Origin of the sequence: Burkholderia seminalis, assembly GCF_001718535.1 — a bacterium.
GTDB classification, from domain to species: Bacteria; Pseudomonadota; Gammaproteobacteria; order Burkholderiales; family Burkholderiaceae; genus Burkholderia; species Burkholderia seminalis.
In genome coordinates this window covers 91105-109391 of sequence record NZ_CP013398.1, presented here as the reverse complement: position 1 = coordinate 109391, position 18287 = coordinate 91105, and the positions used below count along the sequence as shown (strand labels likewise).

Annotated in this window: 18 protein-coding genes; 6 read left to right on the top strand and 12 right to left on the bottom strand. The window is 67.1% G+C overall.

Annotated elements, in window-relative coordinates:
- Positions 1-944: 944 nt before the first annotated feature.
- The 6 genes from WJ12_RS00475 to WJ12_RS00450 form a co-directional block, all read right to left on the bottom strand.
- Complete coding sequence (locus WJ12_RS00475) at positions 945-1922, bottom strand: branched-chain amino acid ABC transporter permease (protein WP_059559546.1); 978 nt, start codon at positions 1920-1922, stop codon at positions 945-947.
- On the bottom strand, positions 1922-2806 hold the full coding sequence (locus WJ12_RS00470) for a branched-chain amino acid ABC transporter permease (RefSeq protein WP_034188182.1): 885 nt from the start codon (positions 2804-2806) through the stop codon (positions 1922-1924). The genes WJ12_RS00475 and WJ12_RS00470 overlap by 1 nt, the downstream gene beginning before the upstream one ends.
- A 128-nt stretch (positions 2807-2934) precedes the next feature.
- Positions 2935-4134: an ABC transporter substrate-binding protein gene (locus WJ12_RS00465; RefSeq protein WP_034188183.1), complete on the bottom strand. Its 1200-nt coding sequence runs from the start codon at positions 4132-4134 to the stop codon at positions 2935-2937.
- Positions 4135-4211: 77 nt separating this feature from the next.
- A complete protein-coding gene (locus tag WJ12_RS00460) occupies positions 4212-4967 on the bottom strand; it encodes an ABC transporter ATP-binding protein (protein ID WP_049034865.1) in 756 nt (251 codons plus the stop codon).
- Positions 4964-5743 (bottom strand): ABC transporter ATP-binding protein, encoded by a 780-nt coding sequence (locus WJ12_RS00455; RefSeq protein ID WP_006477266.1) that lies wholly within the window; start codon positions 5741-5743, stop codon positions 4964-4966. The genes WJ12_RS00460 and WJ12_RS00455 overlap by 4 nt, the downstream gene beginning before the upstream one ends.
- Positions 5744-6181: 438 nt before the next feature.
- Positions 6182-7867 (bottom strand): GMC family oxidoreductase, encoded by a 1686-nt coding sequence (locus tag WJ12_RS00450; RefSeq protein ID WP_059559489.1) that lies wholly within the window; start codon positions 7865-7867, stop codon positions 6182-6184.
- Positions 7868-8053: 186 nt separating this feature from the next.
- On the opposite strand from WJ12_RS00450, the gene WJ12_RS00445 reads away from it, so the two are divergent.
- Together WJ12_RS00445 and WJ12_RS00440 are read left to right on the top strand one after the other, a co-directional pair.
- Positions 8054-8953, top strand: a complete 900-nt coding sequence (locus tag WJ12_RS00445; RefSeq protein WP_059559492.1) for a LysR family transcriptional regulator — start codon at positions 8054-8056, stop codon at positions 8951-8953.
- A 131-nt stretch (positions 8954-9084) separates the two neighbouring features.
- Positions 9085-9618, top strand: coding sequence for a class IV adenylate cyclase (locus WJ12_RS00440; RefSeq protein WP_034188187.1), 534 nt, complete (start codon positions 9085-9087; stop codon positions 9616-9618).
- An 80-nt stretch (positions 9619-9698) separates the two neighbouring features.
- On the opposite strand, the gene WJ12_RS00435 is transcribed toward WJ12_RS00440, so the two are convergent.
- Entirely contained in the window at positions 9699-10184 is a 486-nt protein-coding gene (locus tag WJ12_RS00435) for an Lrp/AsnC family transcriptional regulator (RefSeq protein ID WP_034188251.1), read from the bottom strand.
- Between the two features lie 106 nt (positions 10185-10290).
- Between WJ12_RS00435 and phhA the strand changes: the two genes are divergently transcribed.
- Both phhA and WJ12_RS00425 read left to right on the top strand, forming a co-directional pair.
- On the top strand, positions 10291-11217 hold the full coding sequence (phhA, locus tag WJ12_RS00430; RefSeq protein WP_082744737.1) for a phenylalanine 4-monooxygenase: 927 nt from the start codon (positions 10291-10293) through the stop codon (positions 11215-11217).
- Positions 11218-11339: 122 nt separating this feature from the next.
- Positions 11340-11648, top strand: coding sequence for a 4a-hydroxytetrahydrobiopterin dehydratase (locus WJ12_RS00425; RefSeq protein ID WP_034188253.1), 309 nt, complete (start codon positions 11340-11342; stop codon positions 11646-11648).
- 92 nt (positions 11649-11740) lie between these two features.
- Here the strand turns inward: WJ12_RS00425 and WJ12_RS00420 are convergent, their stop codons facing one another.
- A complete protein-coding gene (locus tag WJ12_RS00420) occupies positions 11741-11971 on the bottom strand; it encodes a DUF3717 domain-containing protein (protein WP_006401493.1) in 231 nt (76 codons plus the stop codon).
- 123 nt (positions 11972-12094) lie between these two features.
- Between WJ12_RS00420 and WJ12_RS00415 the strand changes: the two genes are divergently transcribed.
- Both WJ12_RS00415 and WJ12_RS00410 read left to right on the top strand, forming a co-directional pair.
- Positions 12095-12787, top strand: coding sequence for a response regulator (locus tag WJ12_RS00415; RefSeq protein WP_006401494.1), 693 nt, complete (start codon positions 12095-12097; stop codon positions 12785-12787).
- 120 nt (positions 12788-12907) lie between these two features.
- Complete coding sequence (locus WJ12_RS00410; RefSeq protein WP_034188188.1) at positions 12908-14392, top strand: sensor histidine kinase; 1485 nt, start codon at positions 12908-12910, stop codon at positions 14390-14392.
- 74 nt (positions 14393-14466) lie between these two features.
- Here the strand turns inward: WJ12_RS00410 and WJ12_RS00405 are convergent, their stop codons facing one another.
- The 4 genes from WJ12_RS00405 to WJ12_RS00390 all read right to left on the bottom strand — a co-directional run bounded on the left by WJ12_RS00405 (position 14467) and on the right by WJ12_RS00390 (position 17880).
- Positions 14467-14997, bottom strand: coding sequence for an SET domain-containing protein (locus WJ12_RS00405; RefSeq protein ID WP_034188189.1), 531 nt, complete (start codon positions 14995-14997; stop codon positions 14467-14469).
- Between the two features lie 179 nt (positions 14998-15176).
- Complete coding sequence (locus WJ12_RS00400; protein WP_034188190.1) at positions 15177-16289, bottom strand: NADH:flavin oxidoreductase/NADH oxidase; 1113 nt, start codon at positions 16287-16289, stop codon at positions 15177-15179.
- A gap of 213 nt (positions 16290-16502) precedes the next feature.
- Complete coding sequence (locus tag WJ12_RS00395) at positions 16503-17213, bottom strand: glutamine amidotransferase (RefSeq protein WP_059559551.1); 711 nt, start codon at positions 17211-17213, stop codon at positions 16503-16505.
- A 28-nt stretch (positions 17214-17241) separates the two neighbouring features.
- Positions 17242-17880 (bottom strand): MarR family winged helix-turn-helix transcriptional regulator, encoded by a 639-nt coding sequence (locus WJ12_RS00390; protein ID WP_034188191.1) that lies wholly within the window; start codon positions 17878-17880, stop codon positions 17242-17244.
- Positions 17881-18287: the final 407 nt, after the last annotated feature.

Sequence of the window (18287 nt, the reverse complement as noted above, 5' to 3'; positions counted from 1 at the left end):
CACCCGCCGCCTGCCGCCTGACACGGCCGTTCGCCCGCCACGATGCGCAGCAGCAGTGTCGTCAGGATGAAGGTGGCGAAGAAATACGGGATCGTGCGAACGATCGATGCATGCGCAACGATGGCGGGAACGCACGCCGCTCCGGCCGGATACGGCCAGGTATGCGCGCGGTGAAACGTCGAAAAAACGGCGGCTCATGAGAATGCGGATACGGATGCGAACGCAACGACCCGCGATGGCGTCGCAGCGCGCGTACAGGCCGCAGAACGGCCCGGGAAGGCCGCGCTGACCGTTGCCACACCCCGCGACGAACGGGCGGCGCCAGCCGCCTTTCCTGCCCCGAACCATCGTCCCGCGCTGCTCATCCAACCGTACTCCCTCTTCTGCATTCTGCTTGTAGGAGAACTGCCGACCGTTTTCCCGACCGCTCGGTCGGCGAAAGCTGAGTGTAACGGACGCGATTCGCGCACGCCAACCGGGTAAGCCCGGACAGCATGTGCGCGACGGCGCGCTGTCTGCAAACGAATGACGGGAACGGGAAAAATGGAGAACGCGGCGAAGCGCGGAAGCGATGCGATGCGCATGCAGGCGCGGGGCACGACTATCGCGCAGGCCGATGCACCATCGGGGGAAATCCGTGCACGCAAATGAAAAAGCGCTGTTGGATTCCGTCCAACAGCGCTTTGGGGTCCGGGCACTTTGTGCCTCGATTGTCTCCTCGTTCTCCACCTGCAAATTCGTTTCGCGGTGCATCAGAACTAGAGTGAATCTTAAAGAGGCTTAAGCACCACGACAACTTAGCATTTACCCCTATGGTGCATTGCCGCACGAAAATGGGGCACCAGCCTGTCGCGCGGCGCCGGCCCGAGCCGGCCGCAATACCCTTTTCGGCGCATGCGGGATGGTGCTGCGCATCAGCGGGCGGCGATGCGTACGGCCTGCGCTCAGGGCGATGCCCGGAGCGGCTTGATCCGCGCAACCATCTCGCCGACGATGCCGCGCCGGAATGCCAGCACGCATGCGATGAAGATCAGCCCGGTGACGATCGTCGCCGATTCGCCGAGCGAATGGAACCACGCGACGCCCGTGGCCGACGCGAGCCATTCTCCGATGTCGCCGAGCCGGTCTTCCAGCGCGACGATCAGCGCGGCGCCGAGAAGCGGCCCGAACAGCGTGCCCATCCCGCCGACGAGCGTCATCAGCACGACCAGGCCCGACATCGTCCAGTGCGCGTCGGACAGCGTCTCGAAGCCGAGCACGAGCACCTTCAGCGAGCCGGCCAGCCCCGCGAGCCCGGCCGACAGGATGAACGCGAGCAGCTTGAAGCGGTCGGTGTCGTAGCCGAGCGAGATGGCGCGCGCTTCGTTTTCCTTGATGGCGACGAGCACCTGGCCGAACGGCGAATGGACGACCCGCACGATGAACGCGCATGCGGCGACGACCACCGCCAGCACGACGTAGTACAGCGCGACGTCGTTCGACAGGTCGAGCAGCCCGAACAGGCGGCCGCGCGGCACGCCCTGCAGGCCGTCCTCGCCGTGCGTGAACGGCGCCTGCAGGTAGATGAAGTAGACCATCTGCGCGAACGCGAGCGTGATCATCGCGAAGTAGATGCCCTGCCGGCGGATCGCGAACAGCCCGACGACGAGCCCGAGCAGCGTCGCGGCGACGGTGCCGACCAGCACGCCGAGCTCCGGCGTGAAGCCGAGCGTCTGCATCGAATAGCCGGTCGCGTAGCCGGCCGTCGCGAGGAACATCGCATGGCCGAACGACAGCAGCCCCGTATAGCCGATCAGCAGGTTGAACGCGGCCGCGAACAGCGCGAACGTCAGCACCTTCATCACGAACACCGGATACGCGCCGATGAACGGCGCGGCGAGCAGTCCGGCGAGCAGCACGCCGTAGAGCACTTTTCTCTGCATCATTTTTCCTTGCCGAAGAGGCCCGCCGGGCGGAACAGCAGCACGATCGCCATGATCACGAACACGACGGTGGCCGACGCTTCCGGATAGAACACGCGCGTGAAGCCTTCGATCACGCCGAGCAGCAGGCCCGTGACGATCGAGCCGAGGATCGAGCCCATCCCGCCGATCACGACCACCGCGAACACGGTGATGATCATCGGCTGGCCCATCAGCGGCGACACCTGGATCACCGGCGCGGCCAGCACGCCGGCGAACGCGGCGAGCGCGACGCCGAAGCCGTAGGTGAGCGTGATCATCATCGGCACGTTCACGCCGAACGCCTCGACGAGCTTCGGGTTCTCGGTGCCCGCGCGCAGGTAGGCACCCAGACGCGTCTTCTCGATCACGAACCACGTCGCGAGACACACCGCGAGCGACGCGACGACGACCCACGCGCGATAGTTCGGCAGGAACATGAAGCCGAGGTTGGTCGCGCCCGACAGCTGCGACGGCACGTCGTACGGCTGGCCCGACGATCCGTAGATCGACCGGAACACGCCTTCGACGACCAGCGTGAGGCCGAACGTGAGCAGCAGCCCGTACAGGTGATCGAGCTTGTACAGCCAGCGCAGCATCGAGCGTTCGATCGCGATCCCGAACGCGCCGACCACCAGCGGCGCCAGCACGAGCATCGCCCAGTACGGCAGCCCGAAGTACGACAGGCCCATCCACGCGAGCATCGCGCCCAGCATGAACAGCGCGCCGTGCGCGAAGTTGATCACGTTGAGCAGCCCGAAGATCACCGCGAGCCCGAGGCTCAGGATCGCGTAGAACGAGCCGTTGACGAGCCCGAGCAGCAACTGGCTCAGCATCGCCGGCAACGGAATGCCAAAGATTTCCATCGACTTAGCCGTCAGAATGAGTTTCGTTGCGTGCGCAACCTTCAGGCGCCACGCACGCGGGCGGCGCAGCGGGCACATCGCGGCAGCCGCCACCGAGCGGCGCGCCCGTGCGCGCCGCTACGCCCTGCTTACTTCCACAACGCGCAGCGCGTCTCCTGCTTGGTCCCGAACGCCTGTTCGCCCGGAATCGTCGCGAGCACCTTGTAGTAATCCCACGGCTCCTTCGATTCCGACGGCTTCTTCACTTCCATCAGGTACATGTCGTGGATCATGCTACCGTCCGTGCGGATGTAACCCTTCGCGTAGAAGTCGTTGATCTTGATCTTCTTCAGCTCGGCCATCACCTTGTCGGAGTCGGTCGTCCCGGCGGCCTGCACGGCCTTCAGGTAGGTCGTCACCGACGAGTAGTCGGCCGCCTGCAGGCTCGACGGCATCTTCTTCATCTTGCCGAAGTAGCGCTGTGCCCACTGGCGCGACGCCGCGTCGCGGTTCCAGTACCAGCTGTCGGTCAGCACGAGGCCCTGCGTCGTCTCGAGGCCGAGGCTGTGCACGTCGTCGATGAACATCAGCAGCGCGGCGAGCTTCATCGTCTTCATGATGCCGAATTCCTTCGCGGCCTTGATCGAGTTGATCGTGTCGCCGCCGGCGTTCGCGAGGCCGAGAATCTGCGCCTTCGACGCCTGCGCCTGCAGCAGGAACGACGAGAAATCCGATGCCGACAGCGGGTGGCGCACCGCGCCGAGCACCTGCCCGCCGTTCGCCTTCACGACGTCCGACGTGTTCTTCTCGAGCGCCTTGCCGAACGCGTAGTCGGCCGTCAGGAAGAACCACGACTTGCCGCCCTGCTTCACCACCGCCGAACCGGTGCCTTTCGCGAGCGCCATCGTGTCGTATGCATAGTGGACCGTGTACGGCGTGCACTGCTCGTTGGTCAGCGTGTCGGCGCCCGCGCCGATGTTGATGTAGACCTTCTTCTTCTCGGCCGCGACCTGGTTCATCGACAGCGCGGTGGCCGAGTTCGTGCCGCCGACCAGCAGGTCGAGCCCGCCGCGGTCCATCCATTCGCGCGCCTTCGATGCGGCAATGTCGGCCTTGTTCTGGTGATCGGCGTAGACGACCTCGATCGGCTTGCCGAGCACCTTGCCGCCGAAATCGGCGACCGCCATGCGGATCGCCTCGAGGCCGCCCTGCCCGTCGATATCCGCGTAAAGCCCCGACATGTCGGTGATGAAGCCGATCTTCACGGTATCCGCCGCGTGTGCGGCGCCGGCGGTGAACGCGGCGGCCGCGAGTGCGAGACAGGCCTGTGCGAGGGTCTTCATTTTCATTGACGTCTCCTGTTGTTCTGATGCGTTGTGGTTGTTCGAGGGCCGCCACGGCTAGCGGCAAGGGCAACGGGGCGGCGTCACACCCCAAGCAGGTCGTGCAGGGTCGGCATCTTGCTTTCCAGTTCGGCCGCCTGGAAATGCTCGACGATGGTGCCGTGCTCCATCACGTAGAAGCGGTCGGCGAGCGGCGCGGCAAAGCGGAAATTCTGTTCGACCATCACGATCGTGTAGCCGCGCGCCTTCAGCGCGACGATCATCCGCGCGAGCGCCTGCACGATCACCGGTGCGAGGCCTTCGGAAATCTCGTCGAGCAGCAGCAGGTTCGCGCCGGTGCGCAGGATCCGCGCGACCGCGAGCATCTGCTGCTCGCCGCCGGACAGCCGCGTGCCCTGGCTCTGCCGGCGCGACGCGAGGTTCGGGAACATCGCGTAGATCTCGTCGAGCGACATCGCGTGCTCGCGCGGCCCGATCAGCGGCGGCAGCATCAGGTTCTCCTCGCACGACAGGCTCGAGAAGATCCCGCGCTCCTCCGGGCAGTAGCCGATGCCGAAATGCGCGATGCGGTGCGTCGCGAGACCGATCGTCTCGTGGCCCGCGACCTTGATCGACCCGCTGCGGCGGCCCGTGAGACCCATGATCGCGCGCAGCGTCGTCGTGCGGCCCGCGCCGTTGCGGCCGAGCAGCGTGACGACCTCGCCGCGATGCACGGTCAGGTCGACACCGTGCAATATGTGGGATTCCCCGTACCAGGCCTCCAGGCCCGTGATCTCCAGCGCGGGCGTACCGCTCTCGACGCCGCTCAATTCGCGTTCCTCCCGTTCGCTGTGCTTCATGCGTGCGCCCCCGCGAGCGCCGCGTCGGCGCTGCCCATGTAGGCTTCGATGACGAGCGGATTCTTCGAGACCTCCGCATACGAACCTTCGGCCAGCACCTCACCGCGTTGCAGGACGGTGATCGTGTCGGAGATGCCCGCGATCACGTTCATGTTGTGCTCCACCATCAGGATCGTGCGGCCGCTCGCGACCTTCTTGATCAGCGCGGTCACGCGATCGACGTCCTCGTGGCCCATCCCCTGCGTGGGCTCGTCGAGCAGCATCAGTTCGGGCTCCATCGCGAGCGTCGTCGCGATCTCGAGCGCGCGCTTGCGGCCGTACGCGAGCTCGACGGTCGGCACGTGCGCGAAATCGGTGAGGCCGACCTGCGTGAGGAGATCCATCGCGCGGTCGTCGAGCCGCTTCAGCGTGCGTTCGCTGCGCCAGAAATGGAATTCGGTGCCGAGCGCGCGCTGCAGGCCGATGCGCACGTTCTGCAGCGCGGTCAGGTGCGGGAACACGGCCGAGATCTGGAACGAACGGATGATGCCGCGCCGCGCGACCTGCGCGGGCCGCTCGTCGGTGATGTCGATGCCGTTGAAGACGATCTGGCCGGCCGTCGGTGTCAGGAACTTGGTGAGAAGGTTGAAGCAGGTGGTCTTGCCCGCGCCGTTGGGCCCGATCAATGCGTGGATCGCACCGCGGCGCACACGCAGGTTGACGCCGTTCACGGCGGTGAAGCCCCTGAATTCCTTCGTCAGTCCGCGTGTTTCCAGAATCGTGTCGCCGAGAATCATGTTCCCTTCCGTACGAAGTCAGGCGAAGCACCGGGATGCCTGGCGCAAGCGGCCGCGAACAGGTCAGCGGATCAGCGGGCTGCCCCCGGGCGCCGTGGTACGCCTCGAGGGTTGGTCTCCCGCGCCGACGCGTATGCACATTGCGCAACATTGTCGCGCCGTTGGTGCAGTGCAATCATCGGGATTTGCACTTATAGGGCTGACCGCCCTGTCGCACGCGGCCGAACGCGATTTTTCGCCATGCTTTTTTGACACGTGCATCATCGCGCGTTGACCTTCCGCCACACCCGGCACGCGCGATGAAACAAGCCGCGCGACTGCGCGGCCTGCATCGAGCATGGATCGTGCCGCTCGCGCGGCCGCGGCGACGGCTTGTTTCGCATAGCGAATCAGCGGCCGCGTGCATGACGGCCCGCTGACGCGCGCGTCAGCGGGCTGTCACGCAACCGACGCCGCAGCGTCGGTTCGCACCGGCGTCGCCTCGCGCGCCGCGCGGCGATCGGCGCGGATCATGTCGCTCGCGCGCTCGGCGATCATCAGCGTCGGCGAATTGGTGTTGCCCGACGTGATGAACGGCATCACCGACGCGTCGACGATCCGCAGCCCGGCGATGCCGCGTACGCGCAACCGGCTGTCGACCACCGCGCGTTCGTCGTCGGCCCGTCCCATCCGGCAGGTGCCGACCGGATGGAAGATCGTCGTGCCGACGGCGCCGGCCGCCTCGATCAGCTCGGCTTCGCTCCGGTATTGCGTGCCCGGCAGGATTTCCGCGGGACGATAGCGCGCGAGCGCCGGCGCGGACGCGATCCGGCGCGTCAGGCGCAGCGCGTTCGCGGCGACATGGCGATCGTGATCGGTCGACAGATAGTTCGGCGCGATCGCCGGCGCGATGCCCGGATCGGCGCTCGTGACGTGCACGCTGCCACGCGAGGTCGGCCGCAGATGACACACCGACGCCGTGAATGCGTTGAAGCTGTGCAGCGGTTCGCCGAAGCGTTCGAGCGACAACGGCTGCACGTGGTATTCGAGATCGGGGCGCGTGAGCGCGGGATCGTCCGGATCCGATTTCGCGAATGCGCCGAGCTGCGACGGCGCCATCGACATCGGCCCGCGCTGCAGCAACGCATATTCGGCGCCGATCATCAGCTTGCCCCACCAGTGCGCGGACAGCGTGTTGAGCGTGCGCACGCCTTCGACGCGAAACGCCATCCGCAACTGCAGATGATCCTGCAGGTTTTCGCCGACGCCCGGCAGATCCTGCACGACGTCGATGCCGAGCGCCTGCAATCGCCGGCCGTCGCCGATTCCCGACAGCTCGAGCAGCTGCGGCGAATTCACCGCGCCGGACGTCAGCAGCACTTCCGCGAGGGCCCGCGCGACGTAGTCGGTGCCGCCGCCGCGATACTCGACGCCGACGGCGCGCCGCCCGTCGAAGATCACGCGCTGCGCCTGCGCGCCGGTGATCACGGTCAGGTTCGGCCGCGCCATCGCGGGCCGCAGGAACGCCTTCGACGTATTCCAGCGCACGCCGCGCTTCTGGTTCACCTCGAAATAGCCGACCCCGGTATTGTCGCCGCGGTTGAAATCGTCGGTCGCGGGGATGCCGGACTGCTGTGCGGCCTGCGCGAACGATTCGAGGATCTCCCAGCGCAGACGCTGCTTCTCGACGCGCCAGTAGCCGCCCGCGCCGTGCGCGTCGCTCGCGCCCGCATGGTGATCCTCGCTGCGCTTGAAGATCGGCAGCACGCTGTCCCACGACCAGCCGGCGTCGCCGGTGGCCTCGGCCCAGCTGTCGTAATCCTCGCGCTGGCCGCGCATGTAGATCATCCCGTTGATCGACGAGCAGCCGCCGAGCACGCGGCCGCGCGGATACGACAGCGCGCGCCCGTTGAGCGCCGCCTCGGGTTGCGTCTTGTACAGCCAGTCGGTGCGCGGGTTGCCGATGCAGTACAGATAGCCGACCGGAATATGGATCCAGTGATAGTCGTCCTTGCCGCCGGCTTCCAGCAGCAGGACGCGGATGTCGGGATCCTCGGTCAGGCGGTTCGCGAGCACGCAGCCCGCGGTGCCAGCGCCGACGATCACGTAATCGAATTCGCCTTCGAGCGTACGTGGAGTACTCACGGCGTGTCCCCTTCTTCCTTGTTGTGCGCCGCGCGGCGCGATGCCGCGCGCATTTTCAGCATAGTGCGTCGCGGGCCATGCAGGCGGCCGCGCACACCATGACCCGAGCAAGCGTACTCCCGCGGTCGGCAGCCGATCCAATGAGTTATGCTGAACCGCGTTATAAGCCACGCTCATATCACGACGATGGATCTCACCCTGCTCCGCGCGTTCGCGACGGTCGCGCGCGAAGGCAACCTGACGCGCGCCGCCGCGCAGCTGCACGTGACACAGCCGGCCGTCAGCCTGCAGATCAAGCATCTGCAGGAGACGCTCGGCGTCACGCTGTTCACGCGCACGTCGCGCGGGCTCGCGCTCACGCGCGACGGCCAGACACTGCTGCCGCATGCGGAACGCGCGCTCGCCGCGGCCGCCGACGTGCAGCGCGCCGCTGCCGCGCTGCGGCACGAAGTGCGCGGCCGGCTGCGGATCGGCACGATCCTCGATCCGGGTTTCCTGCGGCTCGGCGGCTTCCTGCGCGCGCTGGTCGAGACCCATCCGCAGATCGAGACGGCGCTGCGGCACGGGATGTCGGGCTGGGTGATCGAACAGGTGCGCACGCGGGCGCTCGATGTCGGCTACTACATCGGCCGGCCGGGCGAGGACGATTCGCTCGACGGCGCACTGTTCCACACCGTCACGCTCACGCATTTCCAGTACCGCGTGCTCGCGCCAGCCGGCTGGAAGGAACGCGTGCAGCGCGCGCACGACTGGCGCGCGCTCGCCGCGCTGCCGTGGATCTGGACGCCGCCGGCGTCCGCGCACCACCGGCTGCTGTCGCGGCGCTTCGCCAACGCCGGCGCGCAGCCGGTGAAGGTCGCCGAGGTCGACCAGGAGCAGTCGATGCTCGACCTCGTCAAATCGGGGATCGGACTGACGCTCGCGCGCGACTCGACCGCACTGGCCGAAGCGCACGCCCACGCGCTGACGATCGTCGAAGGCGTGACGGTGCCGACCGAGCTGACGTTCGTGACGCTCGCCGAGCGGCGTGACGAACCGGCGATCGCGGCCGCGCTGCGGCTGATCGAGGCCCAGTGGGCGATATGAGCCGTGCTGATGAAGGTGGCGTGACGGCCCGCACGCGTCATCCCGCCACACCGGCGGTCACGCCATCGTCTTCGCGTTTTTGCTAGATTGTGCGTTCGCACACCGCGAGACCCCGATTGAAGGAGACCCGCATGGCCCGCAACATCGAGATCAAAGCCCGCGCCCGCGAATTCGACCGGCTGCGCGAACAGGCTGCCAAGCTCGCGACCGAAGCGCCGCTGTTCTACCGCCAGCAGGATTTCTTCTACGACGTGCCGCGCGGCCGGCTCAAGCTGCGCCGTTTCGAGGACGGCACGCCGGCCGAACTGATCTTCTACCAGCGCGACGACCGCGACGGCCCGAAGGCGTCGTACTACACGCGCAGCCCGGTGACGAACCCCGACGCGATGCACGCGCTGCTCGCGACCGCGCTGACCACCCGCGGGATCGTGACGAAGGAACGGCACGTGTACCTTGCGGGTCGCACGCGCATCCATCTCGACCGCGTCGACGGCCTCGGCGATTTCATCGAACTGGAAGTCGTGCTTGGCCCGGACGACGACGAGGCCGGCGGCGAAGCCGAAGCGCACGACGTGTTCGCGAAGCTCGGCGTGGCGCAGGACGATCTCGTCGCGGTCGCGTACGTCGACCTGCTGAACGCCGATACGCAGCACGAAACGGCCTGATCCGGCCCTTCGGCGGCCGCGCAGCGCGGCCCGCCTTCAGCCCTGCCGCCGCCCCATCATTGCGTCATTGCGTCATTGCGTCATGCGGCGCCGGGCGCCAGGTGCGCGAGCGGCAGCGCGCCGTTGCGCTTGAAGGTCGTCAGCACGATGTTCGAGCGCACGCTGTCGACGCCCGGCACGCGCATCAGCTTCTTCATCACGAACTGCGACAGCGCGTTCAGGTCGGGCGCGACGATCCGCAGCAGGTAGTCGGCATCGCCCACCACCGCGTGGCATTCGAGCACTTCGGGCAGCACGTCGATCTGCTGCTGGAACTGCTCGATGATCGAATCGCCGTGGTGCTTGAGCTTCAGGCTCGTGAACGCGGTGACGCCGAGCCCGAGCCTTTCCGGGCGAAGCATCACGCGATAGCCTTCGATCACGCCGGCCGCCTCGAGCCGCTGCAGCCGCCGGCCGATCTGCGACGGCGACAGCGGCACCTCCTCGCCGAGCTGCTGATGCGTCGCGCGACCGAAGCGCTGCAGCACGTCCAGCAGCGCGAGATCGAAGTGATCGAGTTCCAGCATGAGCATTCTCCGCATTGATTCATGATTTGATGCACGATTATCGCATCAATCATCAAATCAGCGCCAACGATGCGCCCTTTCCGCGCGCGGCCCGCTCTACACTTGCATGGTTACCCACCCCAGCGTGCAGAGCCTGATCATGTCCACCGTCGTCACCGCGAAACTGCAGGAGCAGTTCGACGCGGGCCTCGAAACCCGCGCCGATTTCACCATCGACCAGCCGCTGCGGCGCTACGGCCAGGTCGACCACGCGGTGTGGAAGCAGCTCTATGCGCGCCAGTCGGCGCTGCTGCGCGGGCGCGCGTGCGACGCGTTCGTCGCCGGGCTCGGCAAGATCGACCTGCCGGCCGACCGCGTGCCGTCGTTCGCCGACGTGAACCGCCAGCTGAAGCCCGCGACCGGCTGGGAGATCGTCGCGGTGCCGGGCCTCGTGCCCGACCGCGTGTTCTTCGAGCATCTCGCGAACCGCCGTTTCCCGGTCACCTGGTGGATGCGCCGGCCCGACCAGCTCGACTACCTGCAGGAACCCGACTGCTTCCACGACCTGTTCGGCCACGTGCCGCTGCTGATCGACCCGGTGTTCGCCGACTACATGCAGGCGTACGGCCGCACCGCGCTCGCGGTCGCCGACGACGAGGCCGCGCTGGCGCGGCTCGCACGGCTCTACTGGTATACGGTGGAATTCGGGCTGATCCGCGATCCGCGCGGCCCGAACGGGCTGTCGATCTACGGCGCCGGGATCGTGTCGAGCAAGGGCGAAAGCCTGTACAGCCTCGAAAGCGCGGCGCCGAACCGGCTCGGTTTCGACCTCGAGCGCGTGATGCGCACGAAGTACCGGATCGACACGTTCCAGAAGACCTACTTCGTGATCGACGATTTCGCGCAGCTGTTCGCGCTCGCCGGCGTCGACGGCCGTGCGCTGGCCGACCGGCTCGCGGCGCTGCCCGAATTCGCGGCCGGCGCGGTGCTCGATAGCGATCGCGTGCTGCACCTCGGCACGGGCGAAGGCTGGCCCGACGACGCCGACGCGTGACACGCCCGGGCGCCGAGGCCGGTGCCCGTCACCCTTCCCGCAACTATGAAACAATGAACGGCGCCGGCCGTGCCGCGCGGCGCAGCCGCGCGCGGGCGCCGTTACCGAACGAGAGGTGCAAGATGATCCACAAGCTCACATCAGAAGAACGCAAGACCCGGCTCGCAGGCCTGCCGCTCTGGACGGCCGTGCCGGGCCGCGACGCCATCCAGCGCAGCCTGCGCTTCGCCGATTTCAACGAAGCGTTCGGCTTCATGACGCGCGTCGCGATCAAGGCGCAGGAAATGAACCACCATCCGGAATGGTTCAACGTGTACAACCGCGTCGACGTCACGCTGTCGACCCACGACGCCGACGGCCTGACCGAACGCGACATCGAACTCGCGCTGTTCATCGACCGCGCCGGCGCGCACGCGCAACCGTCCGCCTGACGCTTTCCTCTACCGCCGCGCGTCTTTTGGTGCGCGGCGCGTCAACTTTTCATTTCGATGAACGTTTTCTAGGATGTACTCAGCGAAAGCCTTCAGCTTTCCAAGCCATCCTTAAGGCGCACGTAAGTCTCATACGCTTTCCGTGCCTTGGGGTCCAAACCTTCCAGTTGCAACGCGCTTTCGCGCTGTACAATCAGCAGCGCATACGGCTTGGAGAGCGCGCTGGCCTCTTCGCAGAGTTTGAGTTCGTCGCCGCTCGACGGCGAGCGGGCGCGCCAGAAATTGATCGCGGCTTCTAGGTCGTGGATCGAAATATCGGACATGATTGGATTTAATCGTTCGCTGGCCGCCATGCTTGATTGTCAGGTAAGGCGGCGCCCCTGTGGAAACGGCGTCGTGCTGTCCGCGTGCCTGAACCGCCAACCCATTGTACTTGAGCGAACTTCATGCGACTCCTTCTGATCGAAGACGACCGCCCCATCGCACGCGGCATCCAGAGCAGCCTCGAGCAGGCTGGCTTCACCGTCGACATGGTGCATGACGGCATCTTTGCCGAACAGGCGCTGGCACAGAACCGCCACGAACTCGTGATCCTCGACCTCGGCCTGCCGGGCATCGACGGGATGACGCTGCTCACGCGTTTCCGCCAGACCAACCGCCACACGCCCGTGATCGTGCTGACCGCACGCGACGAGCTGAACGACCGGATCCAGGGCCTGAACTCCGGTGCCGACGATTACATGCTCAAGCCGTTCGAGCCGGCCGAGCTCGAGGCGCGCATCCGCGCGGTGATGCGCCGCAGCGGCCCGCACAGCGACATGCCGCGGCCGGAAGTGTCGCTCGGCGGCGTCCGCCTGTCGGGCGTCGACCGCCGCATCTTCAACGACGACAAGCCGCTCGAGCTGTCGCCGCGCGAATTCGCGGTGCTCGAGATGCTGCTGCTGCGTCACGGCCGCGTCGTCAGCAAGGCCCAGCTGCAAGATCACCTCACGCACTTCGGCGGCGATCTCGGCGACACCGCGATCGAAGTCTACGTGCACCGGGTGCGCAAGAAACTCGAGCAGTGCCGTGTCGAAATCGTCACGGTGCGCGGCTTCGGCTACCTGCTGCAGGAAATCCGCCAGACGGCGAGCGTCTGAGCGGCGCCGCATGCCGGCCGGCCAGGTGTCGCCGGCGTGTGCGCCGCCCGCTCCGTTGCGCCGCCCGGCGTACGACCGCGCCGCTCCCCGTGAGCGGCGCTTATCCATTTGCCCGTCGAAATGTCTCCTGATCCGGCTGTGACCACCAGCCTGCGCCGTTCGCTGCTCCGGCGCCTCGCCGCCCCGCTGTCGATGCTCGCGCTGATGAGCGGCCTGATCGCCTACTGGCTCGCGTGGCAGTACACGCAGCACGTGATCGACCGCTCGCTCGCCGATCTCGCCACCGCCATCTCCAAACAGATCCAGATCGCCGGCCCCGACGCGCCGTTCACGGTGCCGCCGCTCGCGCAGGCGATGTTCTCCGATCCCGCCGAAGCGCTGATCTACCGGATCAGCGACGGCGAGCAGGAACTCGCCGGCGATCCGAAACTGCCGCTGCAGGGCATCAACGTGCGCCGCATGCATCACGCGTACGTGTTCGAGGCGGAGTACGACAACCGCGCGGTGCGCGTCGCGCAGGTGCGTGTCGACAACGTTGAGGGCGGCAAGCCGATGGTCGTCGAAGTCGCGCAGCCGGTGCGGCACCGCTACCGGATCGCGGCCGAATTCCTCGTCGCGATCATGATGCCCCTGTTGCTGCTGCTGCTCGCGGGCTGGGGCATCGTGTGGCGCGTCGTGAACCAGCAGTTGGGCCCGCTCACGCATCTCGCCGATTCGCTGAACCGGCAGACCCACACGTCGCTGGAACCGGTCGACGAAACCGAGGTGCCGCTGGAGATCCGGCCGCTGACGAGCGCGATGAACGCGCTGCTTGGCCGCCTGAAGACCGCGCTGGACGCGCAGCGCAAGTTCATCGCCGACGCCGCGCACCAGTTGCGCACGCCGCTCACGGCCGTGAAACTGCATGCGGAACAGGCCGCCGTCGCGCGCGATCCGCATCAGACCTATGCGGCGGTGCGCGAACTGCGTGCGGCCGCCGACCGTGCGGTGCGGCTGTCCAACCAGTTGCTGTCGCTTGCCCGCGCGGAACCGGGTGAGCAGGCCGCACGCTTCGTCGATGTCGACCTCGCGGCGATGGCGTTCGAGACGGGTGCCGAATGGGTGCCGCGTGCCCTCGCGTCGCACGTCGATCTCGGTTTCCAGCGCGCCGACGGCGCGGACGACGACGAGAAGCTGACCGTGCGCGGCAACCCCGTGCTGCTGCGCGAGGTGATCGCGAACCTGCTCGACAATGCGCTGAAATACGTGCCGCTTGCCCGGCCGGACGGTGCGCGGATCACGGTGAACGTCGCGCGCAGCGCGCTCGAGGACGGCCAGCCGGCCGCCGAGATCGTCGTGGAAGACAACGGCCCCGGCGTGCCCGCGAACCAGCAGGCCGACCTGTTCAAGCGCTTCTTCCGCGGCGACGCGCAAAGCGGCAACGGCGTCGAGACGGGTGCCGGGCTTGGGCTCGCGATCGTGCACGACATCATCGCGATGCATGGCGGCACCGTGTCGTACGAGGATGCGCCCGACGGCGGTTCGCGCTTCGTGGTGAGGGTGCCGCTCGCCGCGCATCCGGAGAAGCCGGCCAGCGAAACGCCGGCGGCGGCGTCGACGCACTGAGCGATTCGCGGCGAGCGACCCGCCGCCCCGGGGCCCGAACGACAGCGGCGGCGCTAGGTGCGCCGCCGCCTGTCTTACTTCTTGCTCTTCTTGTCCTTCGGCTTCGACTCGGACTTGCCGTCCTTCCTGTCCTTCTTCTTTTTCTTCTTCCCGCCTTCGTCCGACGTCGCGAGCAGCGTGCCGCGACATGACACCGCGCCGCAGTGGCACGCGTATTCGCGCTTGAGCTTCTTCGTCAGCTTCGCATCGATCACGAGGCCGTAGTCGTAGAACAGCTCCTCTTCCGGCCCGATGTCGCGCAGCGCGTGAATGAACACGCGCCCTTTGACTTCCTCGGCCTCGCAGTTCGGCGCGCACGAATGGTTGATCCAGCGCGCGCTGTTGCCGTCGATCTTGCCGTCGATCACGCCGCCTTCGTCGAGTGCGAAGTAGAACGTATGGTTCGGCTCGCTCGGGTCGTGCGGGTGGCGGCGCAGCGCTTCCTTCCACGAGATTCGCTCGCCCTTGTATTCCACTACGCGCTCGCCGGCCTTGATCGGCGCCACGGCGAACACGCCCTTGCCGTGTACTCCCGAGCGGCGCACCGCGATCCTGCGTGAACTCATCGAACGAATCCTTGTGAAGACGACTTGAATGGAAGCGGCCGCGATCGCGGCCCGGCGTCGCGCCAAACGAAAACGCGGCACCGGGTGGTGCCGCGTCGGGGCATGCGGCGGATCACCCGCATCCTACACGTTCACGATTGCTTCGTTCAACATCGCACGCAATATTGCATGCGGAACGCTCAACGCTGGCCGAATGCGATGTCGCCGAACAACGCCTTGTGCTCGCGCGGCTGCGAACGCCAGTATTGCGGCGGCGCCGTCACCTGCGCGCCGAGCTCGGCCGCCGCGTGCCACGGCCAGCGCGGGTCGTACAGCATCGCGCGCGCCATCGCGACGAGGTCGGCATCGCCGGCCTCGATCAACCGGTTCGCATGCTCGGGCTCGTTGATCAGGCCCACCGCTATCGTCGGCATGCCGACCGCGCGCTTCACCGCCTGCGCGAACGGCACCTGGTAACCGGGCGACAGCGGGATCTTCTGCAGCGGCGACACGCCGCCGGACGACACGTCGATCCAGTCGCAGCCGCGCTGTTTCAGCGCGTGGGCGAACGCGATCGTATCGTCGAGCTCCCAGCCGCCTTCGACCCAGTCGGTCGCGGACACGCGTACGCCGACCGGCCGGTCCTCCGGAAACGCGGCACGCACGATCTCGAAGATCTCGAGCGGAAAACGCATCCGGTTTTCGAGCGAGCCGCCGTATTCGTCGGTACGCCGGTTCGCGAGCGGCGACAGAAACTGGTGCAGCAGGTAGCCATGCGCCGCATGCACTTCGATCGCATCGATGCCGAGCCGCGCCGCACGCTTCGCCGACGCGGCGAAGGCCTCGCGGATGCGGTTCAGGCCCGCGGCATCGAGCGCGAGCGGCGGCGTCTCGCCGTCCTTGTGCGGCACGGCCGACGGGCCGTGCGGCAACCAGCCGCCGTCGGCGACCGATACCAGTTGCCCGCCCTCCCACGGCACCGCGCTCGACGCCTTGCGTCCCGCATGCGACAACTGCATCGCGATGCGCACCGGCGAATGCTTGCGGATCGCGGCCAGTACCGGTTTCAGCGCGGCTTCGGTCACGTCGTCCCAGAGGCCGAGGTCGGCGTGCGTGATGCGCCCGTCGGGTTCGACCGCGGTCGCCTCGATGCAGAGCAGCCCGGCGCCCGACAGCGCGAGATGGCCGAGGTGAATCATGTGCCAGTCGGTCGCTTCGCCGCGTTCGGCCGAGTACTGGCACATCGGGGAGATCACGATCCGGTTCGGAAGGGTCACGCCGCGCAGCGTGAACGGAGAAAACAGCGCAGTCATGGAAGCCGCTCGCCAGGAAAGGGAAAGAGCGGACGAGCGTAGCACGCAGGCTGGAAGCGTGCAGACGGCGCAACCGGCAGTAAGCGGATGGTCAGGTACGGCCGGCAGCAGCGTGCCGGCGATGCGGAAAATGCGGGGCGTACGGCAGTGCGCCGGCCTGCGACGGATGCGGGCCGGGCCAGACCTTCGCGGCGGGCGGAGCCGCCCGCGGCGCTATAGCCCGACGCTGTCGAGCCACTCCGCGAACATGCGCCGCGCGGCCGTTTCGAGCACGGGGCCGTGCTGCACCGTATCGGCACGCAACCGGCGCGCGTCGATGCCGGGCGTCGCCGCGATTTCACCGGCGTTCGCGATCAGCCAGGGTTCGAAGCGGTCGGTGCGGATTTCCGGGTGGCATTGCAGCGCCAGCACGTGCTGCCCCCACGCGAATGCCTGGTGGCGGCACGCCGGTGTCGACGCGAGATGGATTGCCCCGCCCGGCAGGTCGAACGTATCGCCGTGCCAATGGAGCATCGACGTCGCCGCGCCATCGAGGTGACGCAGCGGCGACGCGCGGCCGGCATCGGTGAGCGCCAGCGGCGCCCAGCCGAGTTCGTGCTGCGCGGCCGGATAGACACGTGCGCCGAGCGCCCGCGCGATGAACTGCGCGCCGAGGCAGATGCCGAGGATCGGCAGCCCCGCGTCGATGCGCTGCCGGACGAGCGCCAGGAGCGGCGCGATCGACGGATACTGCGCATCGTCGTACACGCTGATCGGCCCGCCGAGCACGACCAACAGCGACGGCTCCAGCACGTTGAGCACCTCGACCCGCGACGATCCGACGTCGACATAACGCACCCGCCTCCCCCGTTCGCCGAGCACCTGCTCGAAGCTCCCGAGATCCTCGAAATGCACATGGCGGATCGCCACGACTTCAGCGTTCATCATCGGCCTCCCGGTCGATCGACGGACGTCAGCCTGCGAAAATCTTCCAGGTCTTCTTCTGCGTCGCCGCGTCGGCTTCTTCCTGCACCGAGCAGTCGAGACGCAGATCGCTGTCCGACATCGAGATGTCGAGCGCCGCGCAGTGATGCACGGTCTTCTTCGACAGCTTGCCCGGCTGGAAATGCGCGCACGTCAGGCACATGCGCTGCGGCGGCGTCGCACCGGCCACCTGCAGCTCGCGCAGCGTCTTCAGCAGCGCGCGGTACAGCGTGCCCTGCTCGTCCGCGCCGAGCTTGCCGACCGCTTTCGTCAGGAATTCAGGCCATTGCAGCGCCTTCTTCGCGGCCGTACGGCCACGCGCCGACAGGCGCACGGCCAGTGCACGGCCGTCGTCCAGCGCACGGCGCTTCTCGACGAGCCCCTTCGTCTCGAGCGTGCTGACCGCATCGCTCGTGGTCGCCGCGGTGAGCTGCGTCTCGCGCGCGATCTCGCCGAGCCGCATCGGGCCCTTGCGCTGCAGCAGCAGCACGAGAATCTCGCCCTGCGTCGGCGTGAGGCCAGCGCCTTCCGCCCAATCCCATGCCTGGCTCCGCATGGCCGTGCTCAACCGCAGCAGGCTGTGGGTCACACGTCCCGAAGCCTGGTTCCCGTAAACGCCTTCGCTCATAGTCTTTTCGCTTTGCCGCCGCCCGGATTGCCGAGCGGCCGTAGTGTGGAGATCGAATGTCTATCTCAAAACAAACGCGCTCTCTCGAGTGCGTCATCACGGCCGTCACGAGGCACACGCGGCGGTCGCGTTCGCGGCGACCGGAATGACACACGCCGTTCCGGTGTCCGCAAAGCCGACATTCTAAGCGAGAGCGGAAAATCGCACAGCTAAGTTATCCCCTGCATTCTGTGGAAAATCACTGGATAACTGAAATTTTTCGTTGTGCCCGCAATGCCGCGCGCCCGCGCAACGGGGCGCGCCAGCATTTTCCTGTTCGGATCGGCCATCGGTCGAATGGCATTGATCCACCGGGTTATCCCGCGCACAGATCATTGACTTTGCAGCGGAATATTAGGTTATCCACA